The following is a 24059-nucleotide window of genomic DNA, read 5'->3' as shown; positions in this document are numbered from 1 at the left end:
CAAGACATTTATTGAGCCAAAATGTGGTATGCGCCTTGGACAGATGCTCTCCGGCATTGCCGTTGATACGTTCGGACACCATGCTTTAAATTTTAAAAGGATCAGAGTGATCCAAAAGGGATCCCTTTTGGATCACTCTGATCCTCTAGGCAGCATTGATTTTGCTTTGGAAAACAAAATCAACCGTGGCTTTGACCACACCAGACTGCCCAGTCTTTCTTGGCAACCCGGTACTCCTCTTTGTCGAGAGCACCTTTCGAATCGGCGCGCGCGAATGAAACGCTCTCGGACGGAACACATTATGAACATGTACCCTCCCTCGGATCATTTTTTCGACCGCCCTCTGGCCAGCGTCGGGGAGGCATTGCAACTGCCCCTCGTGAGTGTGATCATCGTCAATTATAATTATGGCCGATATTTGCGCCAAGCCGTGGCCTCGATCCTTGAGCAGACCTACGAGCGCATTGAATGTATCATTGTCGATAATGCCTCGACCGATGAAAGCGGCCAAATCCTCGATGAGATGGAAGCCGACAACAGCCCCGTGACGATTATCCGGCGGGCCCATAATGATGGCCAGACACCCGCCTCGCTTGATGGATTCAAGGCGTCCAATGGCGCCTATGTCATTTTCCTCGACGCGGACGATATTCTACTGCCCCGAGGTGTCGAGACCCATATTTTTGTCCATCTCTCCATGCGCAGTCACGTCGGTTTTACCTCCGGCGACATGCTGCAAGTGGAGGGCGATCAGATCGTTGTCACCGGCGGCAATCCTTTCAACGATTATATCCGCAGCGGCAAGGGCATTCGGCAAAATCTCACGCGCCCCTATCATCATCATGCCGATGATCCCTCCACGCGCAACCCTGGTCTCGATGAGATTGTCCTGCACAAGGTGCATTATGTGCGGCCCCTCGCCAAGAATTGGGTCTGGTCGCCGACATCAGGGAATTGCTTTCGGCGCGACGCCTTGAGGCTGTTTGCCGACAACCCGTCCCTGGCGACGCTGCGCACCGGGACAGACATGTATTTTGCGCTCGGCATCAGCGCGCTTTGCGGCAGCGTCCTGATCGACGAACCAGTCTTTGCCTATCGCATCCATGGCAACAATATTTTCACACGCCATGCGCAGTTGAACCGCATTCTCTGCTACGATCCGGGCGGTTCGGGAGACAGCAATGATCAGGCGAAACGGTTCCTCGTCGATCATCTCGTCATTCATGCCAAGCGTTTCACGCAGAACACCTGGCTGCGGCTGAATTTCGTCCTCCTGCTCGCTCGTCTCGACCAGATCGATCCCGATCCCTCGCTTCCCCGCTGGGCCGCCCGTTCCCGCCTCGCACAACGGCTCGTCGAACATTATTCCGAACTCGAACCGATTCTCGGCTTCTGGAAACTGCGTGCCATGCTCTTGTATAAACGGGTACCGCTGTCCATTATTTTCGGTCTTGGGTCACGCCAGATTTAGGCGGCGCCCCCTGCCAAGACTTTTATTGCTTTTTACAGACGAAAAACGATACCAACGCGGTACCGGCGCCATTGTTCTTTAAGACGGTGGCACGGTCCCAAATTTTCAATGAATCACTTTACACGATAAGCTCGGCGAAAGCCTGACGATCATTCTCATTGTGGTCTGGTTCAGTTTCTCTCGTGCAAGCTCAAATGCATTCCAAGCAGAGCCGCCCGGCTATTGCGAAAAAATTCCGTCATGACCCGCTTTTCCGCGATTCCCATTTGGTCAGCATTTAAGATGGCTTTGTGCCAACCCCACAAAATGTTACGGCGTTCGCCCCTTTGTGCGCCAATATAGGCTCATCCAAAAGAGCGGAGAATCAACGAAGGTGATGGACGCCAAATTGGATAAAGCTCCCTTGCAGGGCAAGACGGTCTTGCTCGTCCATCCAGCTTGGCATTCTTGCGGCAGTCACCAGGTCTTTGTGTCCCAGGCTGACGCCTATCGCAGTCTTGGCGCCCGCGTGCTCGATTTGGCCCTCGCCGCCACGCTTGGCAGCGTCGAGGGCTCACCTGCGCACGAAGCCTATGCCGCCGCGACAAGCGATCTCCAGGCCGATACCCGCTTTTTTGCCGGCGTGCCGTGGTCGCGTATCCTATGGCCCTCTTTCCGCGATACCGGCTGGCTTTGGCTGCACGGGAATCTGGCGGCCATGGCGGTTGTCTATACGCGCCTCACACCCCTGCCCAAAAGTCTCCTGAAAGAACCGAAAATCGATTTCATCCATTGCAACCATTTTTTCTGCATGCCCGCTGCGGCAGCCTTGCGGCAACGCTACGGCGCGCCGATCGTGCTTGATACGCATGATATCCAAGCCCACCAATATTTGCTGCGTAACCAGGCGACCTGGGCCATCCCGCCGCGTACCAAATTCGAGAAAATGCTGAAGATCGAGGTGCGGGAACTCGCCAAGGCCGATGTTCTCATCCATCTCAACAATGAGGAAGCGGCGACCTTCAAATCCTACCTCCCCTCATTACGCCACGAGCTTGTTTATCCGACGGTTCCTCCCATCGCCCCCGGCAATGCCGGAGAGGATTTCATCATCGTCGCCAGCGCGAATTACCCCAATTTTCTCGGTGTCTCCTGGTTTCTGGAAGAGATCCTCCCCCGCGTCCCGAATATCCCCATCAAGATCATCGGAAACATAGACAATGAATTGCGCACGCGCGCGCCAGAGCTCCTGAACCGCTACGAGAGCTTATTCACAGGCCGTGTCCAGGATCTCGATGCGGCCTATGCCAATGCAGCCGCCGTGCTGCTCCCAACGACGGAAGGCCATGGAATATCGATCAAGACGATCGAGGCCCTGTCGAGCGGAGCGCCCTTGATCGCGACGCGCCATGCCTTTCGCGGCATGCCGGTCGATCCCAGTCATTTGCAAAATGTCGCCCTTGCTTCGGATGCCGAAAGCTTCGCTGCTTTGCTCACGCAAGCGGCACACTGCAAGCCGCACATCGATCGGCTCAATTGCGCCACGCGAAGCGTCTACAAATCCTATTTCTCCTTTGAAACCTATCGAGCAGAATTGGACAGGATCAGTCATTCTCTGATCGGCACAGGATTAAAGACATAAAGACTTGCTTATATCTTTATTGAACTAGGCGGCGAGCCCTGCTATCAAGCCGGAAATCATTCCGGAGCACGCCATGACCCAATCTTCCCCCGCTGATTATGTGATCGCAGACATTGGTCTTGCCGAATGGGGCCGTAAGGAATTGGCGATCGCCGAGACGGAAATGCCGGGTTTGATGGCGACCCGCGCCGAATATGGACCGAGTCAGCCTCTGAAAGGCGCGCGGATCGCAGGCTCCCTGCACATGACGATCCAAACCGCCGTGCTGATCGAAACCTTGAAGGCTCTCGGCGCAGACATTCGCTGGGCCTCCTGCAATATCTATTCGACGCAAGATCATGCGGCGGCCGCGATCGCCGCAGCGGGCATTCCGGTCTTCGCCATCAAGGGCGAGAGCCTGACTGATTATTGGGAATATACCCACAAGATCTTCGAATGGGGCGATGGCGGCACGCCGAACCTCATTCTCGACGATGGTGGCGACGCCACGCTTCTGATTCATCTCGGTATTCGCGCCGAGGCCGGCGATACAGCCTTTCTCGACAAGGCCACCAACGAGGAAGAGGAAGTCCTCTTCGCCTCCATCAAGAAGCGATTGAAGGAAAAGCCCGGCTTCTACACGAAATGCGGCGAGGCGATCCAAGGCGTCAGCGAGGAAACCACGACCGGCGTGCATCGCCTCTATCTGATGGAGCGCGACGGCAAGCTGTTGTGGCCGGCGATCAACGTCAACGACTCGGTGACAAAATCGAAATTCGATAATCTCTACGGTTGCCGGGAATCGCTCGTCGACGGCATCCGCCGTGGCACGGATGTGATGATGGCCGGCAAGGTCGCGATGATTGCCGGTTTCGGCGATGTCGGCAAGGGCTCGGCCGCCTCCCTGCGCAATGCCGGCTGCCGGGTTCTCGTCTCGGAAGTCGATCCGATTTGCGCCCTGCAGGCAGCGATGGAAGGTTATGAAGTCACGACCATGGAAGATGCGGCGACTCGTGCCGATATTTTCGTGACCTGCACCGGCAATGTCGATGTCATCACCGTCGATCACATGCGCCTGATGAAAGACCGCGCCATCGTCTGTAACATCGGCCATTTCGATTCAGAGATTCAGGTTGCCGGCCTGCGCAATTTCAAATGGGAAAATGTCAAGCCGCAGGTCGATGAGATCGTCTTCCCCGATGGAAAGAGAATCATCCTCCTGTCCGAAGGTCGGCTGGTCAATCTGGGCAATGCGACCGGTCATCCGTCTTTCGTGATGTCGGCTTCCTTCACCAACCAGACCCTGGCGCAAATCGAACTCTGGACCAAAAAGGGCCATTACGCCCGCAAGGTCCATACGCTGCCCAAACATCTCGATGAAAAGGTCGCGGCCCTCCATCTCGACAAGATCGGCGTCAAGCTCACCAAACTCACGCCGGTCCAGGCTACTTATCTTGGCCTGCCTGAAAACGGCCCCTTCAAGCCGGATCATTACCGCTACTGAACGAGCAAAGAGGCCGCCGAGCGCTCACCCTTTAATCGCATGAGACATTGGCACGTTCATCGGCGGGATGAACGTGCCTTTCTATTCTGGTCAGGCTCGCACAAGACCAATTGCCTATTCTGCCTCTCGTTAGAGCATCAGCGGATCGATCCGATGTGTTTGCGAAGATCGAGCATGTCAGATCAAAATCAACGCGAATATCTGATAGTCTAAAAATCGGCAACGAAACCACGCGTCGCCAAGAATTCCACTGAGTACAATTTGTCATTCTGCGTTCAAAAGAAAGCCTTGCCATCGGCGATCCTGCCTGGGAAAGCGGAGATGCGAATGGAACGGCGCAAGGTGCACAAAAACCAGCCCATCAATGAGCCTCGGAGCCCCGCTCTTCGCCTTGTCCGCGGGCTCCATGATCTATTGGCATGCGGATCGTGCTTTCTCTTTTTCTCCCTCGGCCCCGTCCGAGCGGAAACATCGGCTTCTGTCTTCACAATGATGCTTGAACAGGCCAACCTTCTCTGGCCCGTGCTGATCACCGGCCTGTCGCTCGTCGTCATTCTGACCGCCCTTGCCTCGCGCAAGGAAGAGAAACGCGCCCGCGCACGGGAGAAGGCTCTCCTCACTGAAATCCATGCTTTGCAAACGAGGATCGACCGCGCCGAACTTTTCGTCGGCCTTGATCCGCAACTTTTCATCGCCTGGTCCGCTCCTGGGGAAAAGCCGGAGATCGCTGGCGATCCCGGCTTTCTCACGGGGAAGAACCTGGCGACGGGTTCCTCCCCTTCGCCCGATTCCCTCCTGGCATTCAAGTCCTGGATGTCCCTCGATGACGCTCGGGACCTCCAGGCACGCATCGACCTATTGCGCGAAAAAGGGGAAAGCTTTCATCTGTCGCTCGGCGGAAATGGCCAACATCTCGATATCGAAGGGCGTCCTATCGGGGGTCGCGCGGTCGTCCGCATCCGCGATGTTTCCGCGGCGCGACGCGACCTATTGCAGTTGCGCGAGGAGCAAACCCAAATTCTCGCCGACCTCGCCGCTGTGCGCACCCTGCTCGACGCCGTCCCCCATCCAGCCTGGCAACGCGATGGCGCGGGTCATTTGTCCTGGGTCAATCTCGCCTATGTCCGGGCTATCGAAGCGAGGGATCGCCAGGATGCGGTGGTGCGCGGCGTCGAACTCCTTGAACATCCTACACGCGATGCCTCGGATGCCACCCGCGCGACCGGCCATATTTGGCAAGCCCGCGCGGCGGCGGTCGTGGCCGGGGCACGACGCATGTTGGACATTATTGAAATGCCGGTCCCTGTCGCCGCCAATGACATGGGTCAGATCCATGGCCGCCGCGCGGCTTTGCATGCGTCCAACGGCTCACAGGGAATCACCAATCAAGGAACCCTTGACCAGGCGACCATTGGCCAGGAGGCAATTGACCCAGGCACAATCGGCAAGGGTGCCGTCGGCATGGCCAGCGATGTTTCCGAGCTCGAAGCCATGCGCAGCGTCAATGTCCAACAGGCGGAAGCGCATGCGCGCACACTCGATCAACTGACCACGGCCGTCGCCATTTTCGACCGGACCAAACGATTGGTCTTTCACAATACAGCCTATCGCCAACTCTGGGCGCTTGATCAGGCCTGGCTCGATCAAGGTCCAACCGACGCGGAAATTCTCGATCGCCTGCGCATGGCCCATCTTCTGCCCGAACAAGTTGATTTCCGAAGCTGGAAGCAGGATTTGTTCAGTGCCTATCAGGCTCTCGAGACGAGGGAACAGCTCTGGTATCTGCCGGACGGGCGGACATTGCGCAGCGTCATCACCCCCAATCCCCAAGGCGGTGTCACTTATCTCTTCGACGATACGACCGAACGTTTCCATCTCGAATCCCGCTTCAACGCCGCTATCCGTGTGCAGAGCGAAACACTCGACACACTGCAGGAAGGCGTCGCGGTTTTTGGCAGCGACGGGCGGCTCAAATTGTTCAATCCCGCCTTTGCCGCCTTGTGGAAACTGGAACCCGAGGCTCTCGGCGGCGAACCGCATATCGACAAGGTCGCCTCGTTATGCGCGCCATTGCTGGTGGAACAGACAGCCTGGGACAATTTGCGGACGGTGGTCGCTGGCCTGCTGGACGAACGGCTGGGTTTGGAGAATCGCCTGACCCGTCAGGATGGCTCGGTGTTGGATTACGCCGCCGCCCCCCTGCCCGATGGCGCAACCCTGATCACTTTCATCGACATGACTGCGAGCGTCAATGTCGAGCGGGCCCTGACGGAACGCAATCAGGCGCTCCTCGATGCCGAAAAACTGCGCAATGATTTTGTGCACCACGTTTCCTACGAACTGCGTTCGCCTCTGACCAATATCATCGGTTTCATCGAAATGCTGGGCGAGGGCGCGGTCGGTCCCCTGAACGAGAAGCAGCACGAATATATCGGCTATGTCATGGCCTCGTCCTCGGCCTTGCGAGCGATCATCAATGATATTCTCGACCTCGCCTCAATTGATGCCGATGCGATGGACCTTTCCCTCGAGGAGGTCGATATTGCCGAAGCGATGCGTGCGGCCGCCGAAGGCGTGCGGGATCGCCTGCGGGAATCCACGCTGACGCTTGCTGTCGATGCCGCGCCGGATATTGGTGTCTTCCTGGCCGATGGCAAACGCATCCGGCAAATCCTCTTTAATCTTCTGTCCAATGCCATCGGTTTTTCAACGCCTGGCCAGACCGTGACGCTTGCGGCCTCGCGCAGCCACGACGAAGTGATTTTCAAAGTGATCGACGAGGGATGCGGGATTCCCGACGATATGGTGGAGCATGTCTTCGATCGCTTTAAAACCCATGCAGGCGGGTCCAATCATCGCGGTGTCGGCCTCGGCCTCTCGATCGTGCGGTCCTTCGTCCAATTACACGGCGGGAGGGTCCTCATCGAAACCAAGCTGGGCAAAGGAACAACCATGACCTGCATCTTCCCATCACGAGGGGAGGCGAGCGACCCAAAAGCCGACGCGCAAACCGAGCAGAGCATCGGACGTTTACATTGAAGGGTCCAATACTCCTGATCACCGGCGACACCGAACCAAGCGATAGCGCCACCCCAAGAGGGCATCATTCGTATCGATGTGTTCGCCCCAGACGAGAGCAAGCGAACTTTATTCGCTTCACGTAACGAAAATGCATGGATTCAAGAATATTAAATCCGGATGAGCATGACCCATCAGGATTTACCCCGCGACGGGGCAGCGGCTTTCCGCCGGAGCTAGGATCACCGAAGATCGCGACAGGTCGTGATCCTGGAGACTGGGTCTAACCGCTGACCTCACTCGATTTGAACTCGGGTGCTCCATGAGGAATTATTCAGGTATTTCGTGCGAAATAGAATGCTCACCACACCGAATCAGGGAGGTCCTTCCAAGTTTGGAGCTTCAGTCTGGGAGCGGACCATGATCATCAGCGGCCGAACCTGACAGTTTGGGATAATCGCCAGTTCCGGTTAAGGTGTTTTATACTGAGTTCCTTCTACCCAACGGTTTGAATCATCTTCTCGGAGACAGGGGCTCTGCTCATTCCAAGGAAGATCCTGGAAGAAAACCCAAGGGATAAAGGCTCGCGCGCACGACCATGAGTGAGACGGCATGAGTGAATTGGCCTCCGGCACGGGGCGGACGACAGTGGACACGAGCATCTGGCACAAGGAACTGCCCGGCGAGGCCGCCACGGCCGCGCTCGCGGCCGATATCGCCCCCCTGCTCGGGCCTGGCGATCTCCTGACATTGTCGGGCGATCTCGGCACCGGCAAGACCAGTTTCGCGCGCGCCTTGATCCGCGTTCTCGTCGGTGATCCGACGCTCGAAGTGCCGAGCCCGACCTTTACCCTGATGCAACTCTATGAAGGCGAGCGCTGTCCGATCGTCCACGCCGATCTTTACCGGATCAGCCGACCGGAGGATCTTGCCGAACTCGGTTGGGAAGAAGCAGGCGAAGGCGCGATCGTCATTGTCGAATGGCCGGAACATGCCCGCGAGGTCTTGAACAGCGATCGTCTCGACATTGCTTTCTTCCTCGATCCTGCACAGCCGCCCACATTCCGCTCGGCCACACTCACCGGCCATGGCGCGATGGCTGAACGGCTCGCCAATGCCCGGGCGCTCCAGGGCTTGTTCGAACGATCAGGCTGGCACTTCGCCGAGCGTCATTTCCTGTCAGGCGATGCCTCGAATCGCCTTTATGAACGCCTCATCAAACCGAATGGCGATCATGCGATCTTGATGATTTCACCGCCCAAACCGGACGGGCCACCAATCCGCTACGGCAAATCCTATAGTGCCATCGCGAAGCTCGCGGAGACGATTCATCCGTTCCTCGCGATGAGCGAGGCTTTGCGTGCCCATGGTTTTTCCGCCCCGGAGATTTTTGCGGCCGACCCTGTGGCGGGTCTCGCGATCATCGAGGATCTCGGCAATGACCAGATCACTCAGGGGCGCGAAATCATTCAGGAGCGCTACGCCTGGGCAGTGACCGCGCTCGGCGCCATGCATGCCATGCCCCTGCCTGACACGATTCGACAGCCTGACGGCCGTGGAGGTGAAGTCCCCTATCATCTGCCGCTGTATGATATCGACGCCCTTGCCATTGAAGTCGAGCTCTTTGTCGAATGGTATGCGCCCTTCATTGCCGGCGTTCAGCTCGCTTCAGGCCCCAAGGCCAGTTTCGTCAATCTCTGGCGTCATGCGCTGCAAGAAGTCGCGGCGAGACCGTCCAGCTCGGCGAATCTCACCTGGACCCTGCGCGATTATCATTCACCCAATATTCTCTGGTTGCCGGGCCGAGAAGGCATTGCCCAGGTCGGCATGATCGATTTCCAGGATTGCGTGCTGGGTCATCCAGCCTATGACGTTGCCTCGCTCCTTCAGGACGCGCGGGTCACCGTCTCTGACGAGGTCGAGCTTAAACTGCTCGGCCATTATCTACGCTTCCGGCGCGAGCGCGACAGCAGCTTCGACATTGCCGCCTTTGCCCGCGCCTATGCCCTGCTCGGCGCGCAACGCGCGACGAAAATCCTGGGAATTTTCACCCGCCTCGATCGGCGCGATCACAAGCCCGCCTATCTCACTCATCTGCCGCGCGTGCAATTCTACCTTTTGAAAGGTCTCGCCCATCCGGCCCTTGCCGAGATCAAACTCTGGTTTGAAACCTATTTGCCGGTCATTTTCGAGCCCCTGCGCCAAGCTCAAAAGCAGGTTCACCCGCAAAACCCGGAGCCAGAACAAGCCGCGCCGGATGAACCCGGCCAGGACCTTGGGCGTTCAGGCGATCCGTCCTGAACCGCGCAAAGGGGCCCTTCCTTCACAGCCTCTGAACAGCCAGGCCTCCCTTTGCCCAATCCGACTCTGAGGTTTTCTCCCGTCGCCTCCCCGAAAACGGCCCGTCATGTCTTCTCCCCTATCCCCTCCTTCCTTGCACAGCGATCATCCCCGTACCGCGATGGTCTTTGCCGCAGGCCTTGGCACGAGAATGCGGCCTCTAACCGAGAAAACCCCGAAACCCTTGATCAAAGTGGCTGGCAAACCCTTGATCGATCACATGCTCGACCGTTTCGCCGCCATTGGACTGCCAACGGCCATCGTCAATGTGCATTTTCACCCCGAGCAGATCGAAGCGCATCTTGCATCGCGCACCGAACCGCACATTCTTATCTCGGACGAAAGAAGCCTCTTGCTAGACCAAGGCGGCGGCATCAAACGCGCGCTGCCTTTGCTGGGCGAAGCCCCCTTCTTCATCTGCAACACGGATGCTTTCTGGCTTGAGGGACCCTGTTCCAATCTGCAGCGCCTCGCTGCGGCCTGGGACCCGGATCGCATGGACATTCTGCTTTTGATCGCGGCGACGACGAGCAGCCAGGGGGTCGATTGGCTAGGCGATTTCTCCTTCGAGCCAGATGGACGCCTCAAAAAACGGCAGGAACGCATGGTCGCTCCCTTCGTCTATGCTGGAGTCGGCATCGTCAAACCGGAATTGTTCCAAGCCGAGACCCGCGAGGTTTTTCCGCTCGCGCCTTATTTCTTCGCCGCAGCCGCACAAGACCGCCTTTTTGGCCTCAGACTCGACGGTGTCTGGCTGCATGTCGGCACGCCAGAGGCCATTGAAGAGGCCGAATTGACCGTCGCCCGCAGTATTCTATGACGATAATTGGATTAATATCATTTCCAGGATGCCTGTGACATATCCCTCACAGTCGCAACGACAGCGCTGCAGTATCATAACGCATCCTCCGCCAGTCCAAATGTCCGTGATTCCCATGCCCGTCGCGTCCCGTCCTCACGATAATCCCGCGACCGACGCCGCAGATCTTCTGACTCTTCTCGGCCTGACGATTTTGATGATCGGTTTGCCGCTCGCCGGGATTTTCTCGAAAAGCGCGATCTATTCGCTACTCCCGATCGGAGCGGTTCTGGTCTTTCTCGGCTCGGTCCTGGAATCGGCCGAGCATGGCACCCATCATCTGCGCGGCGTCCTGATTTCCCGCGGCAGCGTGGTGGGCCTCTTCCTCGTTGGCTGGACCAGTCTTTCGCTCCTGTGGACACCTTTTCCAGGCGAGGCAAGTGAACATCTCCTGAAAGGGCTCGGCACCTTGGCCCTCGTCGCCTTGGTCGGCATCTTCTTGCCCAGCCGCACTAAGCCCCGGCATCTCTCCTTGCTGCCCATTGGCCTCGGCCTGACGATCGTAGCCGTGCTGGCCATGCTGCTCATCGGCCCGGCTTCTTTCCGCACCGCGTCGGAATTCGATGAATCCCTGTTCGAGCGTTCCGTGCTGACACTGACCGTTTTGGTCTGGCCAGCTCTCGGCGCCCTTGCCTTGCGCGAGCGCTGGATCAGCGCCGCCTTACTTGCCGTTCTCGTCGCCGTAGTGGCAATTGCCGGGCGTGCCCAAATCACGCTCGCGGCGTTGGGCGCTGGCGCCTTCACCTTCGCCATCGCGATGTCGGCTCCGGCCAAAACCGCCCGTGTCCTGGTCTGCCTTTTCGTGCCCTTGATTCTCTTCGCACCGGCCATCCCGCTGCTCGTCCGGCTTCTCCATCAAATCGCCAACCTGCCGCTTGCTCCGCAGAGTTCCCTGGCACTCTGGGCCGAATTACTGGATCACGATGGCATCCGGCTCCTGACCGGCCATGGAGCTGATCTGGCGAGCCGCGCTATGAGCCTTGGCTATCTGCCGCCGAATACCCCCAAAACCCTTTTGTTTCTGATCTGGTATGATCTCGGCATTATTGGCGCCCTTTCCTTCGCTCTCCTGACAGCCCTGGCCTTGCTCAAGGCCAGCCGGCTCTCCATAGCCATCGCCCCGGCTTTGCTCGGCGGTTGCGTCGTCGTTCTGACCATCGCCATTCTGGGCCTTGCCACCATTCAGGTCTGGTGGGTGAGCCTGCTCGGCTGCGACATCATCGCCTTTCTCCTCTTGCTCAAAAGTCCACACCGTCTGACGCGTCCCGTCGCGACCGATATCGAGGCTTTCGCGGAGGAAGAAACGGCCGGACCACCCGCCCCTCCCAATGGCGCTCCCCCGAGCTGGGCGCGATCCCCCTATCCGGTCTGAGGCAAAGATTCACGCCAAGGTCGCATCAAGGGGTCGCGGATCGCGCCTCTTGGCCTCTTCTCGAATTTTTGCTTTTTCAAAGCAGAGCAAAAATTCGAAAATGTCCCATCGACCATTGCCTCTTTCCAGGAAGCTTTATGGCCATTGGCATCACCCGGCGTCTGGCATGATTCCTCTTTCGGCGGATTGCTCATTGGGTAAGCAGCCAAAGCCGCGAACTAATTCTTGCGGGATCAGGCCCTACCGTCTTAACATCCTCCCATGATTGAAGCCGTCATCACCATTCGGGCCGCGCGCGAAAAGGATGCGGAAGGCATTGCCGCCGTCCATGACGCTGCTTGGCGCGACGCCTATCGTGGTATCATTCCCGGGCGCGAGCTCGAGCGGATGATCACGCGCCGAGGTCCCGTCTGGTGGCATTCAGCCATCGTCCGGGGGTCGCGGCTTCTCCTCCTCGAATGGGACGACACCATTTGCGGCTATACGAGCTATGGCCGTAATCGCGTCCCCTCCATGCCCTATGGCGGCGAAATCTTCGAGCTTTACATTGCCCCCGAATTTCAAGGCGTCGGTTTCGGCAAGAGATTGTTCCAGGTCGCTGGCCAGGATTTGGCGGCCCATGGCTATGCGAATTTTCTCGTCTGGGCGCTGGCCGACAATGAACGCGGCGTCCGTTTCTACGAGGGTCAAGGCGGCACTATGGTCCGTCAGGCCAACGAGCGTTTCGGCACGGAAACCCGGCCGCGCATCGCCTTCGCCTTCGACAATCTCCCCTTCAGCCGTTGATCTGATCGCGAAGAGCGGATCGTCCCTCTCTGATTCTGCTTTTAACCTTGTTGGTTTCCAACAAATTCATCGTGATCTGGACATCAAATCGCTTTACAAGAAGGCGTCCTTCCGTCCGCTAAGCGGTTTACGGATGCCATGCAGCATCCGCATGAGCCGCTTTGCCCCTTCTCCCGGAGATAGTTATGCGCCTGGAAGCCATTGCGATCGGTAAAAACCCGCCAGATGAAGTCAATGTCGTCATCGAGGTTCCGATCGGCGGCGAACCCATCAAATATGAACTCGACAAGGATGCTGGCGCGCTCTTCGTCGACCGTTTCCTTTATACGTCGATGCGCTATCCCGGCAATTACGGCTTCATCCCGCATACTTTGTCGGATGACGGTGATCCCTGCGACGTGATCGTCGCCAATACGCGCGCCATCATTCCCGGTGCCGTCATGAGCTGCCGCGTCGTCGGCGTCCTGCTCATGCAGGATGAGGCCGGTGGCGATGAAAAGATCATCGCCGTGCCCTCGAGCAAGCTGACCAAGCGTTATGAAAAGGTCACCAATTACACCGACCTGCCGGAAATCACCCTGAAGCAGATCGAACATTTCTTCACCCATTATAAGGATCTCGAACCCAATAAATGGGTCAAGATCCTGCGCTGGGGTGATGCCGAGGAAGCCCGCAAGATTGTCTTGGCCGGCATCGAAAAAGCCAAAGCCGCGAAATAAGCACGAGAAACAGGCCTAAGCGCAAGCGCCGGCCCTACCGAAGTGCTTGTGCAGCCTCCAAGGACCGGCAACCCGGTCCTTGGAAAAAACATAAGTGACCAGAACAATTCTTGCTTTGGATTAACAGGCGGGCGGAAAGTGGAGCAATCGATAGGAGCGGATGGATCATGAAAGAGTCCATGACCCCTATCGCCCAATTCGAATTGATCCTCGGCCTGATGGTCGCCGTCCTTGGCCTCGTCTGGCTCGCGCAACGCCTGCGCCTGCCACAGGCCGCCATGCTCATCATTGGCGGCATTGTTCTGGCGCTCTTGCCGTGGACGCCGGATGTCGAGCTTGACCCCAATCTCGTCCTGATCCTGTTCCTGCCGCCGCTCCTGCTCAGTTCCGCCTTTTTTACCGCCTGGCAAGATTTCCGGGCCGATCTGCGCATCATTCTCCAACTTGCCATTGGCGCCGTGGCCTTTACGACGCTTTGCATCGGCTATGTCGCGCATTGGGCCAATCCGGCCTTGCCGCTCGCCGCCTGTTTCACACTCGGCGCCATTGTTTCACCGCCCGACGCCGTCGCGGTGAAAGCCGTTCTCCAGCATTTGCGGCTGCCGCCCCGTATGAGCATCATGCTCGAGGGGGAAAGTCTCGTCAACGACGCCGCCGCCCTCGTCCTGTTCCATTTCGCGGTCGCCGCCGCGCTGACCGGAACCTTCGACGCCGGCCATGCCGTCATCGAATTCATCCTGCTCGCCGCGGGCGGCGTTCTGGCCGGCCTCATCTTCGGCATGGTCGCCCTCTTCATCATGCGGCATCTACACGATGAATTGCTGGTCATCGTCTCCGGCTTTTTGACCGCATGGGGCTCTTACATCGGCGGCGAATCCCTGCTGCATGTGTCGGGTGTTCTGACGACCGTCACATGCGGCTTCTTCCTGGGCTGGCGGGCCCATGAGGAAATGGATGCTTCGACGAGGCTGAAAGCCCGCGGCGTCTGGGACATCGCGATCTTTCTGCTCGAGTCCATGGTTTTTATCCTCATCGGCCTGTCATTGCGCGGCGTCATGATGCGTCTCGACAAGGATTGGGACGTTTTCTTCACCTGGCTCCCCGCGATCGGCATCATTACCGGCGCCATGATCATCAGCCGTTTTTGCTGGATTTTTCCCACGACTTATATCGTCCGCTGGCTGCTGCCGTGGCTGCGGCAGCGCGACCCCTATCCGCCAATCGCCGTCCCTCTGGTGATGAGTTGGGCCGGCATGCGCGGCGTCGTAACTCTCGCAGTGGCCTTAGCGTTGCCCGACACTTTCCCGGGCCGCGATTTCATCCTGATCACCGCTTTCACGGTGATCCTGGTCACGGTGCTGGTCCAGGGCACCACGCTCGCGCCTCTGATCCGCATCATTGGCCTCAACGCCAAATCCATGCCGCTCACCAAAACCCTGACCGAGGCAGAAGCACGGGCCAAAATTGCGGCGGTGCAGCTCGCCCTTGTCGAACGCAAGTCCCTTCAGCCGGATGGCACGCATCTCCATCCTCGTCTCGCCGAGCAATATGGCTACCGGGCGAGGGTCAGTGCCCGCTTCGCCCGGGAAACGAAGGAGCTGCTGCCGCATCGCAATGCCCATTTCCAGGTGGTGCAAGAAGCCATCAAGGCTGGGCGGGCGGAACTCCTGCGCCTGCACCGGACCGGCGCCGTGCGCGATGAAACCCTGCGCGATCTCGAACATGAACTCGATCTCGAAGAGATCAATGTCCAGGGCTGGCTGAGCGATTACAAGGATTTATAAGAGGGTCGGGAATGACAGGACGGACTCGGAAAATGGGCCGTCCTGTCGCTGCTATTTTCATGCACGCGGATGCAGGATGTCCTCCAGGCCGATCCGCCGCAGCAACTCGGCCCGGACGCGGTCCGCCACGCCGTTGACGATCTCCGCACCATCCTGCGAGGGATCGATGTGGACCCGAAACGGCCTCCTGCCAAACGGCAAGTCCACGACCCGCGTGATCGCCTTAGCCACCTCACCCGCGTCGGCATCAGCCGGTTCGAGCGCGCTCAACCCCTTCATGGCGACATCGGGAATATCCGCCGTCGGCCCGTTGGCATAGTCTTTTGCCCTCGCCGTATCAGCGGGGGCACCAGCATGGGCGAAGTGGCTGGTACCCTTCGTGAAGGCACCGGGCACAATGATCGAGGTCTCGATTCCCCAGCGCGCCAGTTCGCCGGCATAGCTGACCGCCAGCGAATCCATCGCCGCCTTGGCAGCAAAATAGGGCGCAAGCCATGGTGGTGTGCCGCCGCGCGTGCTGGTCGAGGAGACCCACACGAGCAGACCCTTGCCTTGCCGTCTCAGGATCGGCAGCGCGGCGCGGTTGACGCGTTGGGTGCCCAGCACGTTCACATCATAGAGCTGAGCATATTGTTCCGGAGTGAAGGCCTCGGCCGGGCCAAACACCATGTGCCCGGCGTTATGGACCAAAGTGTCGAGCCGGCTGTTCTCTCGCAGAATCGTCGCGATCGCGGCCTCAACGGACGCTTCGGATTGAACATCCATCTCGACCGTATGGAGATCGACGGCGCGTTCTTTCGCATAAGCTTTGGCGGCTTCGACCTGCGGCGCATTGCGTCCGGCGGTGTCGCGCATACCGGCATAGACAATATGCCCGGCATCGGCGAGGGCTCGAGCCGTCAGCGCTCCGAAGCCGCTGGAAGCGCCGGTGATGACGATAACCTGTCCCATGTCGGTCCCCCTCTCGATCACACGAACATGCCGCCGGAGACTTCGATCCGCTGGGCGTTGATCCAGCGATTGTCCTCGGTCAGCAGCGACGCGACGGCGGGGCCAATGTCGTCGGGCAGACCGGGGCGCCCGAGCGCCGTCACGCTGGCGATGAAGTCGTTCACCTGCTTGTTGTCGCGCACCGATCCGCCGCCGAAATCGGTCTCGATCGCACCGGGGGCGATGGTGTTGACGCCGATGCCGCGCGGCCCCAGTTCCTTCGCGAGATAGCGGGTCAGCACTTCCACCGCGCCCTTCATCGCCGCATAGGCGGCATAACCCGGCAGGCTGAAGCGGGTGAGGCCGCTCGACAGGTTCACGATACGGCCGCCATCGGCGATCAGGGGCAGCAGGGCCTGGGTCAAGAAGAACACGCCCTTGAGGTGGATGTTCATCAACCGGTCAAAATCGGCCTCGCTCGTCTCGGCGAAGGGGGCGTAGATGCCGATTCCAGCATTGTTGACTAGGTAGTCGAAGGTCGAGCGGTTCCAATTGGCCGCGAGCCTTTGCTTCAGATCCACCGCAAAGGAAGCGAAGCTGGCCGTGTTGCTGGTATCGAGCTGGAACATCACCGCCTTGCGGCCGAGCGCCTCGACGGCGGCCACGGTGGCGTCGGCTTCCGCCTTGTTGCTGTGATAGGTCCCAATCACGTCCACACCTTTATGAGCGAGCGCGATGGCCATGCTGCGTCCCAGGCCCCGGCTCGCGCCAGTCACCAAGGCGATCTTCGTCTCATTCGTCGTCATCTTGCCTCTCCCTTTCCGGGCTCGATCGCTCCGGACATGCCCTTAGATGACCATTTTCATCAGCCAGATAATCGGCGATTATTCGCGATCACTATTCGGGAATAGGGAATAATGGATCGGATCGATGCCATGCGTGTGTTCGTGCGGATCGTGGAGCGTGGAAGCTTCGTCCGTGCCGCCGAGGATCTTGGCCTACCCCCTTCGACCGCGACCGACGCCGTCAAGCAGCTTGAAACTCGGCTCGGCGTGCGGTTGCTGCAGCGGACGACACGGCAGGTCCGCACGACGCTGGATGGCGAGGCCTATTACCGGCGCTGCCTGGCGATCCTCAATGATATCGAGGAGGCCGAGAGCGCTTTCAGCGGCGCCCTCCCGCGCGGCCTGCTGCGCGTCGACGTCCAGGGCACGCAGGCCCGACGTTTCATCGTACCGGCCTTGCCTCGTTTTTTCGCGGATTATCCGGATCTCGAACTGTTCATGAGCGAGGGCGACCGCTTCGTCGATCTCGTCGGCGAAGGCATCGATTGCGCGCTACGCACCGGTGAGCCAAAGGAGAGCGACATTATCGCGCGACGCATCGCCATGCTGCCCGAGGTGACAGTGGCATCAGCCAATTACATAGGCCGTTTCGGACATCCCCAAAGGTGGGACGCGTTGGATGGCCATCGGATGATCGGTTTTCGTTCCTCGGCGACTGGCGGCGTCTTGCCGCTGGAATTCATGGTGAACGGCACCCGCAAGACCGTGACATTGCCATCGACTCTCGCGGTCAATGGCGCCGATACCTATAAGGCCGCCGCGCAGCAAGGCCTGGGCCTGATCCAGGTGCCACGCTATTCCGTGGAGCAGGATCTGGCGGAAGGCAGATTGTTGGAATGCCTGCCCGAGACCCCGCCATCCCCGACGCCAGTCTATGTACTCTACCCGCGCAGTCGCCAACTCAGCCTTCGGGTCCGGGTGTTCATCGAATGGGTGGCAAAGGAATATGCCAGCCATAGTGGATCTATAGCGGCAACCAATGATTGAACGGCCGCTCAGATCAAAGCGGGCGACCAAGCTTCATAGATCAGTTCGTAACCGCCGGAAGCGCGTTCGATCCGGCCACACGTTGGCATATTGAAGTGCATCCCGCTGACGAGAAGCCCTTCGCTGCTGGCGCGGTCAAGGATATGGCGTCTTATCGCGGCAGCCTCGGCCGGTTCATTATCGAATGCGATTGTCACCTCCGGCCTTGCAATCTGAACATACGGGAAGTGCACAATATCACCCCAGATGAGCAGCGACTCTCCCTTGTCGGAAATGAGATAGCCTGTATGACCCGGCGTATGGCCGGGAAGCGGCACGGCTTGGATTTTGGGGATCACGTCTTCTCCGGTAAACACGATGATCTGTTCTTTGTAGGCGTCAAACACATTCTGAGCCACGTCAAAGAAAGGCCTGAAACCATCCGGCGCGGCAGCGCGGATCATGTCATTCCTCCAGAAATCATATTCAGCTTTATGAACATACACTTGCTTCACGTTTCGGAAATGGGGTGTCGCAAGCGGGCCAGCCAATCCGCCGACATGATCTGGATGGGCGTGGGTGAGCAAGATGATGTCAATATAGAGAGGATCAATGCCCGCTGCACTCAAGGCGACAGGTAAACGTCCACCCCAACCATGAATCCCTCCAGCGCCTCCATCGATCAGGATCATCTGCTCGCCATTTTGAATGACAAAAACATTGACATTCATTCGGGGCAGAGTCGAAACACGGTGCTGGCTCAGCAGGCTGGCTGCGTCTTTGCTACTGATCCCGTCTAAAAGATCGAAGGAAACGTCGAGAAAACCATCGCTGAGCATAGTGACAATAAGATCACCAACCTTCCGGCGATTGATTGCAGGTCCCTGCGTTTGTATGACGACGTCCATGACCGATGCCCTGTTTAAGTCTGCATACACAAATAGCATGCTTCAGGAAGGGCAATTCGATCCGTTTGAGCCGATGACTGTCGCGTTGAGAGCGACAATCTTTCAGAGAAGACTTCGCTTCAGTGACCTTTCAAGTCGTCTGTCAGAAGGCCAGGCAGGGCCTGAACCAGATGGTCGATCGCATATCGGACCTTCGGTGGCATGAAATGACTTTGCGGCCAGAGGGCGCTGATATCATACGGCTTCAGATTGAACGCCTTTAAAGGCACCAATTCTCCTCGCAAAGCACGAGGGTGCGCCAGCCATGTCGGCAGCGAGGCAATGCCGAAGCCCTGGGCCGTCGCATTCGCCAGCAGATCCAGATCGTCAAATTGCGCTTGACTCATGCCCTCTACGTCTTGGAGCGCTTGTCCGCCCACACCGGCAAAGCGCCAGCGCAGAGTCCGCCCTCGACCATAGGCGAGGATTTGATGCTGATCGAATTCCCCGCAGCTCTTAGGGGTTCCCCTTGCCCCTAAGTAGGAAGGCGAGGCGTAAAGCCTCATGGCTTGGGTACTGAGCTTTCGCCCCGCTATCCCTGTCGTGTTGATCGTGGCTCCAACGCGGATCGCGAGATCAAATCCCTCGTCGATGAGATCAACCGGCCGATCATTCAAAGAGAGTACAAGCTTGAGGTCGGAAAATCGCGACGTAAAATCAAGAAGGAGCGGGCCGATGCAAGACCGCCCCAAACTCATTGGAGCGGTCACGCGCAGGATTCCGCTCGGCGAACGGTGACCGGACGCGAATATTTGGCGCGCCCTATCCAACTCATTGTGTGCTCGCCGGGCATGTTCGTAATAGATTTTTCCCTCTTCAGTGAGGGCCTGATGCCGGGTTGAGCGATGGAAAAGCCGCACCCCCAGCATGTCTTCCAATCGTGCAACAGTTTTGCCGACCGACGAGCGAGAAAGGTTCAGTTTCCTGCCAGCCGCCGAGAAACTCCCCTCATCCGCGCAGACAAGAAAAATATGCGAAAGACTTATATCGTCCATCTGTCTCTGCCTTTCCTTTAAGGAACGCCCTCCTGTCGGGCTGAGCACTGGTTCAATCTGTCAGGCCCAGGTAAGGAAGAAGCGCTTTATGACGCGATGACGATGCCCATCCATGCGCCGTCCAATCGCGACAAGTCCACTCTTTCGCTGCCGCACCCCATGGCTTAATGGCACACGATCTTCTCCGGATGGCCTCTACTCATGATTCGTCTCGATAACATCGGTAAACAGAACGGCAAGCAGCTCGTCTTCATCGAGGCGTCGGCCGCGATTCAGAGAGGCGAGAAAGTCGGTCTGGTCGGCCCCAATGGCGCCGGCAAAACGACGCTCTTCCGGATGATCACGGGGCAGGAACAGCCTGACGAAGGTCAGGTCGTCACCGATCGGGGGATCACCATCGGCTATTTCAGCCAGGACGTCGGCGAGATGTTCGGCCGCAGCGCCATCTCGGAGGTGATGGATGGCACCGGCCCCGTGAGCGCCGTCGCGGCTGAGTTGAAGGCCCTGGAAGCCGATATGGCGGACCCAGACCGGATGGATGAAATAGAAGCCATCATCGAGCGTTACGGCGAGGTGCAGGCGCGCTTCGAGGATCTAGGAGGCTATGCGCTCGAGGGCCGGGCGCGAGAAGTTTTGGCGGGCCTCAGCTTCACCGAGGAGATGATGGACGGCGATGTAGGCGCGCTTTCCGGCGGATGGAAGATGCGCGTCGCGCTCGCCCGCATCCTTCTGATGCGTCCGGACGCCATGCTGCTGGACGAGCCGAGCAACCATCTGGATCTCGAAAGCCTGATCTGGCTGGAGGAATTTCTCAAGGGCTATGATGGCGCGCTGCTGATGACCTCGCATGATCGCGAATTCATGAACCGCATCGTCACCAAGGTGGTGGAGATTGATGGCGGCGCGCTGACGACCTATTCGGGCAATTACGAATTCTATGAACAGCAACGCGCGCTGAACGAGAAGCAGCAGCAGGCCCAGTTCGAGCGTCAGCAGGCGATGCTCGCCAAGGAGATCAAGTTCATCGAGCGCTTCAAGGCGCGCGCCTCCCATGCCGCGCAGGTGCAAAGCCGGGTGAAGAAGCTGGACAAAATCGAACGGGTGGAGCCGCCCAAGCGCCGCCAGTCGATCGCATTCGAGTTCCCGACAGCGCCGCGTTCCGGCGATGACGTGGTGAGCTTAAAAAACGTGCACAAGCGTTACGGCGATCGGAGCATCTATGAGGGTCTCGACTTCGTGGTGAGCCGCAAGGAGCGCTGGTGCGTGATGGGCATCAATGGCGCCGGCAAGTCCACGCTGCTGAAACTGGTGACCGGCTCCACGCAGCCGGACAATGGGACGGTGTCCCTGGGTGGAAGCGTCAAGATGGGCTATTTCGCCCAGCATGCCATGGATCTGCTCGACGGCGAGCGCACCGTGTTCCAGTCGCTGGAGGACACGTTTCCGCAGGCGGGGCAAGGCTCATTGCGGGCGCTGGCCGGCTGCTTCGGATTTTCCGGTGATGACGTGGAAAAGAAATGCCGGGTTCTATCGGGCGGCGAAAAGGCCCGGTTGGTCATGGCCAGAATGCTTTACGATCCGCCAAACTTCCTGGTGCTGGACGAGCCCACCAACCATCTGGACATTGTGACAAAGGAGATGCTGATCGCAGCTTTGTCGCAGTATGAAGGCACCATGCTGTTCGTCTCCCACGACCGGCACTTCCTGGCGGCACTGTCCAATCGCGTGCTCGAACTGACGCCGGAGGGCATTCACAAATATGGGGGCGGCTACACGGAATATGTCGCGCGGACAGGCCAGGAGGCTCCTGGCCTGAGAAGCTGACGGGCGCTCAGGCTTTCGCGGCTGAACGCATCCGGCTGAGCAAGAGCGGCACGGCCCCGAAAGCGAGGCTGCCCAAGCTGACGAACAAGGTGACGCCATCGAAAGTCGGTAGGCTGCCAATGGCGACCCCGAACAGGAAAAGGGCACTGATCAGCGGCCAGAGAATGCCTGTCAGGAGGATCTGCGACGAGCGGAAGCCCCTCCGCAGACACCACGCGCAGGCGAGACAGCTCAGGGCATAATAGAAGGCGATCTGAAAGCCGAGCGCGCTGGCCGATGCCTTCATGATCGCGCTGACACTCGAGAAAGAAGAGGAAAGAAGCAGCAGTCCCAAGCCGATCGCCGTCACCAGAACAGTTGAAAGCCAGGGTGTCTGATGGACCGCATGGACCCTGGCATAACGCCGGGCGAAGACGCCGTCCCGCGCCATGGCGAAAAGCGTGCGCGTGAATTGCAGGATATTGGTTTCCAGCGTCCCGATCGTGCTGAGGACGACCGCGATCACGGCCAGGGAACTCCAAGGCGCGGGCAAGATCCTGGCCGCGACAGTGGTCACAATATCGGTGCCGGCCTTCTGGATATCGTCATCGCTCAGCGTCAAGAGACAAGCGGCGCTGAACCCAATCAGCATGAGCATCAAGGCCAGCATCGCGAGAACGGAAGCCACTCCTCCACTCCGTTTAGGATTGCGCGTCTCCTCATTCAGATTCGCGGTGACGTCCCAGCCCGCGTAAAAATAAACGGCAACCAGGGCACCAGACACGAAGAGAGAGGGCGTGAAATCCTGTCCCAGGAGGAGGCCGAAACTCAAAGCATGCGCCGGATGGGCAAAAGAGGCGAACAGAGCCGCAATGATGAGACCCGCGACGATTCCCACCTCGATCAAGGTCAGGATGACCTGAAAGTGGCTTGAGAGCTTGATCCCTTTCAGCACGATCAGCCCGATCAGAATCATGAGGAATGCCGCGACAAGGGTCACGGCCATCATGTTCTGCACAAAGCCCGGCGCGAGAATCTGCAGCATGGCCGTGGCGGCGGGCACGGTGCCGGACACCATGAACAGGGCGGACATGACCAGCATCGCCCAGCCCGCGAAAAATCCCAGCACCGGATGGAGTGTCTGTTTGACCCAGATATAGGCAGCACCGGCATTCGGATCGAGCCGCGTCAAATGCAGAAAGGCGAAGGCCACACCAAACATGACCAACCCGCAAATCAGCAGGCTCGCGGGCGCCAGGATCCCCGTGACAGCGATCAGCGTCGCCGTCGTCGCCGCCATGCTATAGGCCGGAGCGGTTCCGGCAATCCCCATGATGACGGCTTCGGGCAAGCTCAACGCATCGGGTTTCAGGCCGAGGCCGCCTTCGTCGGTCATTCCGGGTCCGCCACTCTTCGCTCCCTCGCGCCTGCGCATCCCATGCACAGGCCATTCCCCGCGCGATGGCCCCCCTATTCCTTCCGCGTCAGCCGGAACACGCCCTGCTCACCGAATAGATTCCAGATCCAGGGTTCACTGAAACGCAAGGGCGTGCCGAAACGCCCGAGCGCTATGCCCCGCTCGATTCGCGCATCGATTGTCTGCGCGAGCGCTAAAAAATCACTGATCGTGCAGAAATGGATGTTCGGCGTGTCGTACCAGGGCGCCTGAAGATTATGCGTGATCGGCATATGGCCGAGCAAAGCGAGCTGCGCCCTGATCCGCCAATGACCGAAATTGGGAAAGGACACGATCGCATGGCGGCCGATGCGCAGCATATGTTCCAAAACCTGGCGCGGCCGCCGTGTCGCCTGCAAAGTCTGCGAAAGAATCACATAATCGAAGGCGTCATCTGGATAGCCTTCGAGATCGGTATCGGCATCGCCCTGAATCACCGAGAGGCCCTTGGCCACGCAATCATTGACGCCGCGCTGCGAGAGTTCGATGCCGCGCGCATCGACACCACGGTCCTCGCTCAACAGATGCAGCAAGGTCCCATCGCCGCAGCCGACATCGAGCACGCGGCTACGGGGCTCGACCATATCGGCAATCAGCAATTCATCGACGCGTGGGGCGGGAAAGGCCGCGCGGCGCTTCCTGGAATTTTGGCCTTCCGCCATGG

General features: G+C 58.8%; 18 protein-coding genes. 12 read left to right on the top strand and 6 right to left on the bottom strand.

Annotation, left to right across the window (positions count from 1 at the left end; translation table 11 throughout):
- The first annotated feature begins 301 nt into the window (after positions 1-301).
- The 10 genes from BIND_RS03010 to BIND_RS02960 all read left to right on the top strand — a co-directional run bounded on the left by BIND_RS03010 (position 302) and on the right by BIND_RS02960 (position 15453).
- Complete coding sequence (locus tag BIND_RS03010; protein WP_158304348.1) at positions 302-1471, top strand: glycosyltransferase family 2 protein; 1170 nt, start codon at positions 302-304, stop codon at positions 1469-1471.
- 376 nt (positions 1472-1847) lie between these two features.
- Complete coding sequence (locus tag BIND_RS03005; RefSeq protein WP_012383600.1) at positions 1848-3092, top strand: glycosyltransferase; 1245 nt, start codon at positions 1848-1850, stop codon at positions 3090-3092.
- Between the two features lie 73 nt (positions 3093-3165).
- Positions 3166-4575: an adenosylhomocysteinase gene (gene ahcY / locus BIND_RS03000; RefSeq protein WP_012383599.1), complete on the top strand. Its 1410-nt coding sequence runs from the start codon at positions 3166-3168 to the stop codon at positions 4573-4575.
- Between the two features lie 327 nt (positions 4576-4902).
- On the top strand, positions 4903-7614 hold the full coding sequence (locus BIND_RS19960) for a sensor histidine kinase (protein WP_012383598.1): 2712 nt from the start codon (positions 4903-4905) through the stop codon (positions 7612-7614).
- 591 nt (positions 7615-8205) lie between these two features.
- Positions 8206-9894 (top strand): tRNA (adenosine(37)-N6)-threonylcarbamoyltransferase complex ATPase subunit type 1 TsaE, encoded by a 1689-nt coding sequence (gene tsaE, locus BIND_RS02990; RefSeq protein WP_012383597.1) that lies wholly within the window; start codon positions 8206-8208, stop codon positions 9892-9894.
- A gap of 106 nt (positions 9895-10000) precedes the next feature.
- Positions 10001-10753: a nucleotidyltransferase family protein gene (locus BIND_RS02985; protein WP_012383596.1), complete on the top strand. Its 753-nt coding sequence runs from the start codon at positions 10001-10003 to the stop codon at positions 10751-10753.
- Positions 10754-10868: 115 nt separating this feature from the next.
- Positions 10869-12164 carry a hypothetical protein gene (locus tag BIND_RS02980; protein WP_148210541.1) on the top strand — a complete coding sequence of 432 codons (1296 nt, stop codon included), beginning with the start codon at positions 10869-10871 and terminating at the stop codon, positions 12162-12164.
- 261 nt (positions 12165-12425) lie between these two features.
- Positions 12426-12950 (top strand): GNAT family N-acetyltransferase, encoded by a 525-nt coding sequence (locus BIND_RS02970; protein ID WP_012383594.1) that lies wholly within the window; start codon positions 12426-12428, stop codon positions 12948-12950.
- A gap of 185 nt (positions 12951-13135) precedes the next feature.
- On the top strand, positions 13136-13669 hold the full coding sequence (gene ppa, locus BIND_RS02965) for an inorganic diphosphatase (protein WP_012383593.1): 534 nt from the start codon (positions 13136-13138) through the stop codon (positions 13667-13669).
- 167 nt (positions 13670-13836) lie between these two features.
- The gene (locus BIND_RS02960; protein WP_012383592.1) at positions 13837-15453 is read left to right on the top strand and encodes a Na+/H+ antiporter; all 1617 of its coding nucleotides are present in this window, start codon (positions 13837-13839) and stop codon (positions 15451-15453) included.
- 57 nt (positions 15454-15510) lie between these two features.
- Here the strand turns inward: BIND_RS02960 and BIND_RS02955 are convergent, their stop codons facing one another.
- Together BIND_RS02955 and BIND_RS02950 are read right to left on the bottom strand one after the other, a co-directional pair.
- A complete protein-coding gene (locus tag BIND_RS02955; protein WP_012383591.1) occupies positions 15511-16404 on the bottom strand; it encodes an SDR family oxidoreductase in 894 nt (297 codons plus the stop codon).
- Between the two features lie 17 nt (positions 16405-16421).
- Positions 16422-17189: an SDR family NAD(P)-dependent oxidoreductase gene (locus BIND_RS02950; protein WP_012383590.1), complete on the bottom strand. Its 768-nt coding sequence runs from the start codon at positions 17187-17189 to the stop codon at positions 16422-16424.
- 111 nt (positions 17190-17300) lie between these two features.
- Between BIND_RS02950 and BIND_RS02945 the strand changes: the two genes are divergently transcribed.
- Positions 17301-18215, top strand: a complete 915-nt coding sequence (locus BIND_RS02945) for a LysR family transcriptional regulator (protein ID WP_012383589.1) — start codon at positions 17301-17303, stop codon at positions 18213-18215.
- An 8-nt stretch (positions 18216-18223) separates the two neighbouring features.
- On the opposite strand, the gene BIND_RS02940 is transcribed toward BIND_RS02945, so the two are convergent.
- Together BIND_RS02940 and BIND_RS02935 are read right to left on the bottom strand one after the other, a co-directional pair.
- On the bottom strand, positions 18224-19102 hold the full coding sequence (locus BIND_RS02940; protein WP_012383588.1) for an MBL fold metallo-hydrolase: 879 nt from the start codon (positions 19100-19102) through the stop codon (positions 18224-18226).
- A 119-nt stretch (positions 19103-19221) separates the two neighbouring features.
- Positions 19222-20136, bottom strand: a complete 915-nt coding sequence (locus BIND_RS02935; RefSeq protein WP_012383587.1) for a LysR family transcriptional regulator — start codon at positions 20134-20136, stop codon at positions 19222-19224.
- Between the two features lie 201 nt (positions 20137-20337).
- Between BIND_RS02935 and BIND_RS02930 the strand changes: the two genes are divergently transcribed.
- Positions 20338-21960 carry an ABC-F family ATP-binding cassette domain-containing protein gene (locus BIND_RS02930; protein WP_012383586.1) on the top strand — a complete coding sequence of 541 codons (1623 nt, stop codon included), beginning with the start codon at positions 20338-20340 and terminating at the stop codon, positions 21958-21960.
- 7 nt (positions 21961-21967) lie between these two features.
- Here BIND_RS02930 and BIND_RS02925 read toward each other — a convergent pair whose 3' ends face one another.
- On the bottom strand, positions 21968-23335 hold the full coding sequence (locus BIND_RS02925; protein WP_012383585.1) for an APC family permease: 1368 nt from the start codon (positions 23333-23335) through the stop codon (positions 21968-21970).
- 74 nt (positions 23336-23409) lie between these two features.
- A complete protein-coding gene (gene metW / locus BIND_RS02920) occupies positions 23410-24057 on the bottom strand; it encodes a methionine biosynthesis protein MetW (RefSeq protein WP_012383584.1) in 648 nt (215 codons plus the stop codon).
- Positions 24058-24059: the final 2 nt, after the last annotated feature.

Source organism: Beijerinckia indica subsp. indica ATCC 9039, assembly GCF_000019845.1.
Lineage (GTDB): Bacteria > Pseudomonadota > Alphaproteobacteria > Rhizobiales > Beijerinckiaceae > Beijerinckia > Beijerinckia indica.
The sequence above is the reverse complement of the archived record's forward strand: the minus strand, read 5'-3'. Positions and strand labels throughout refer to the sequence as shown.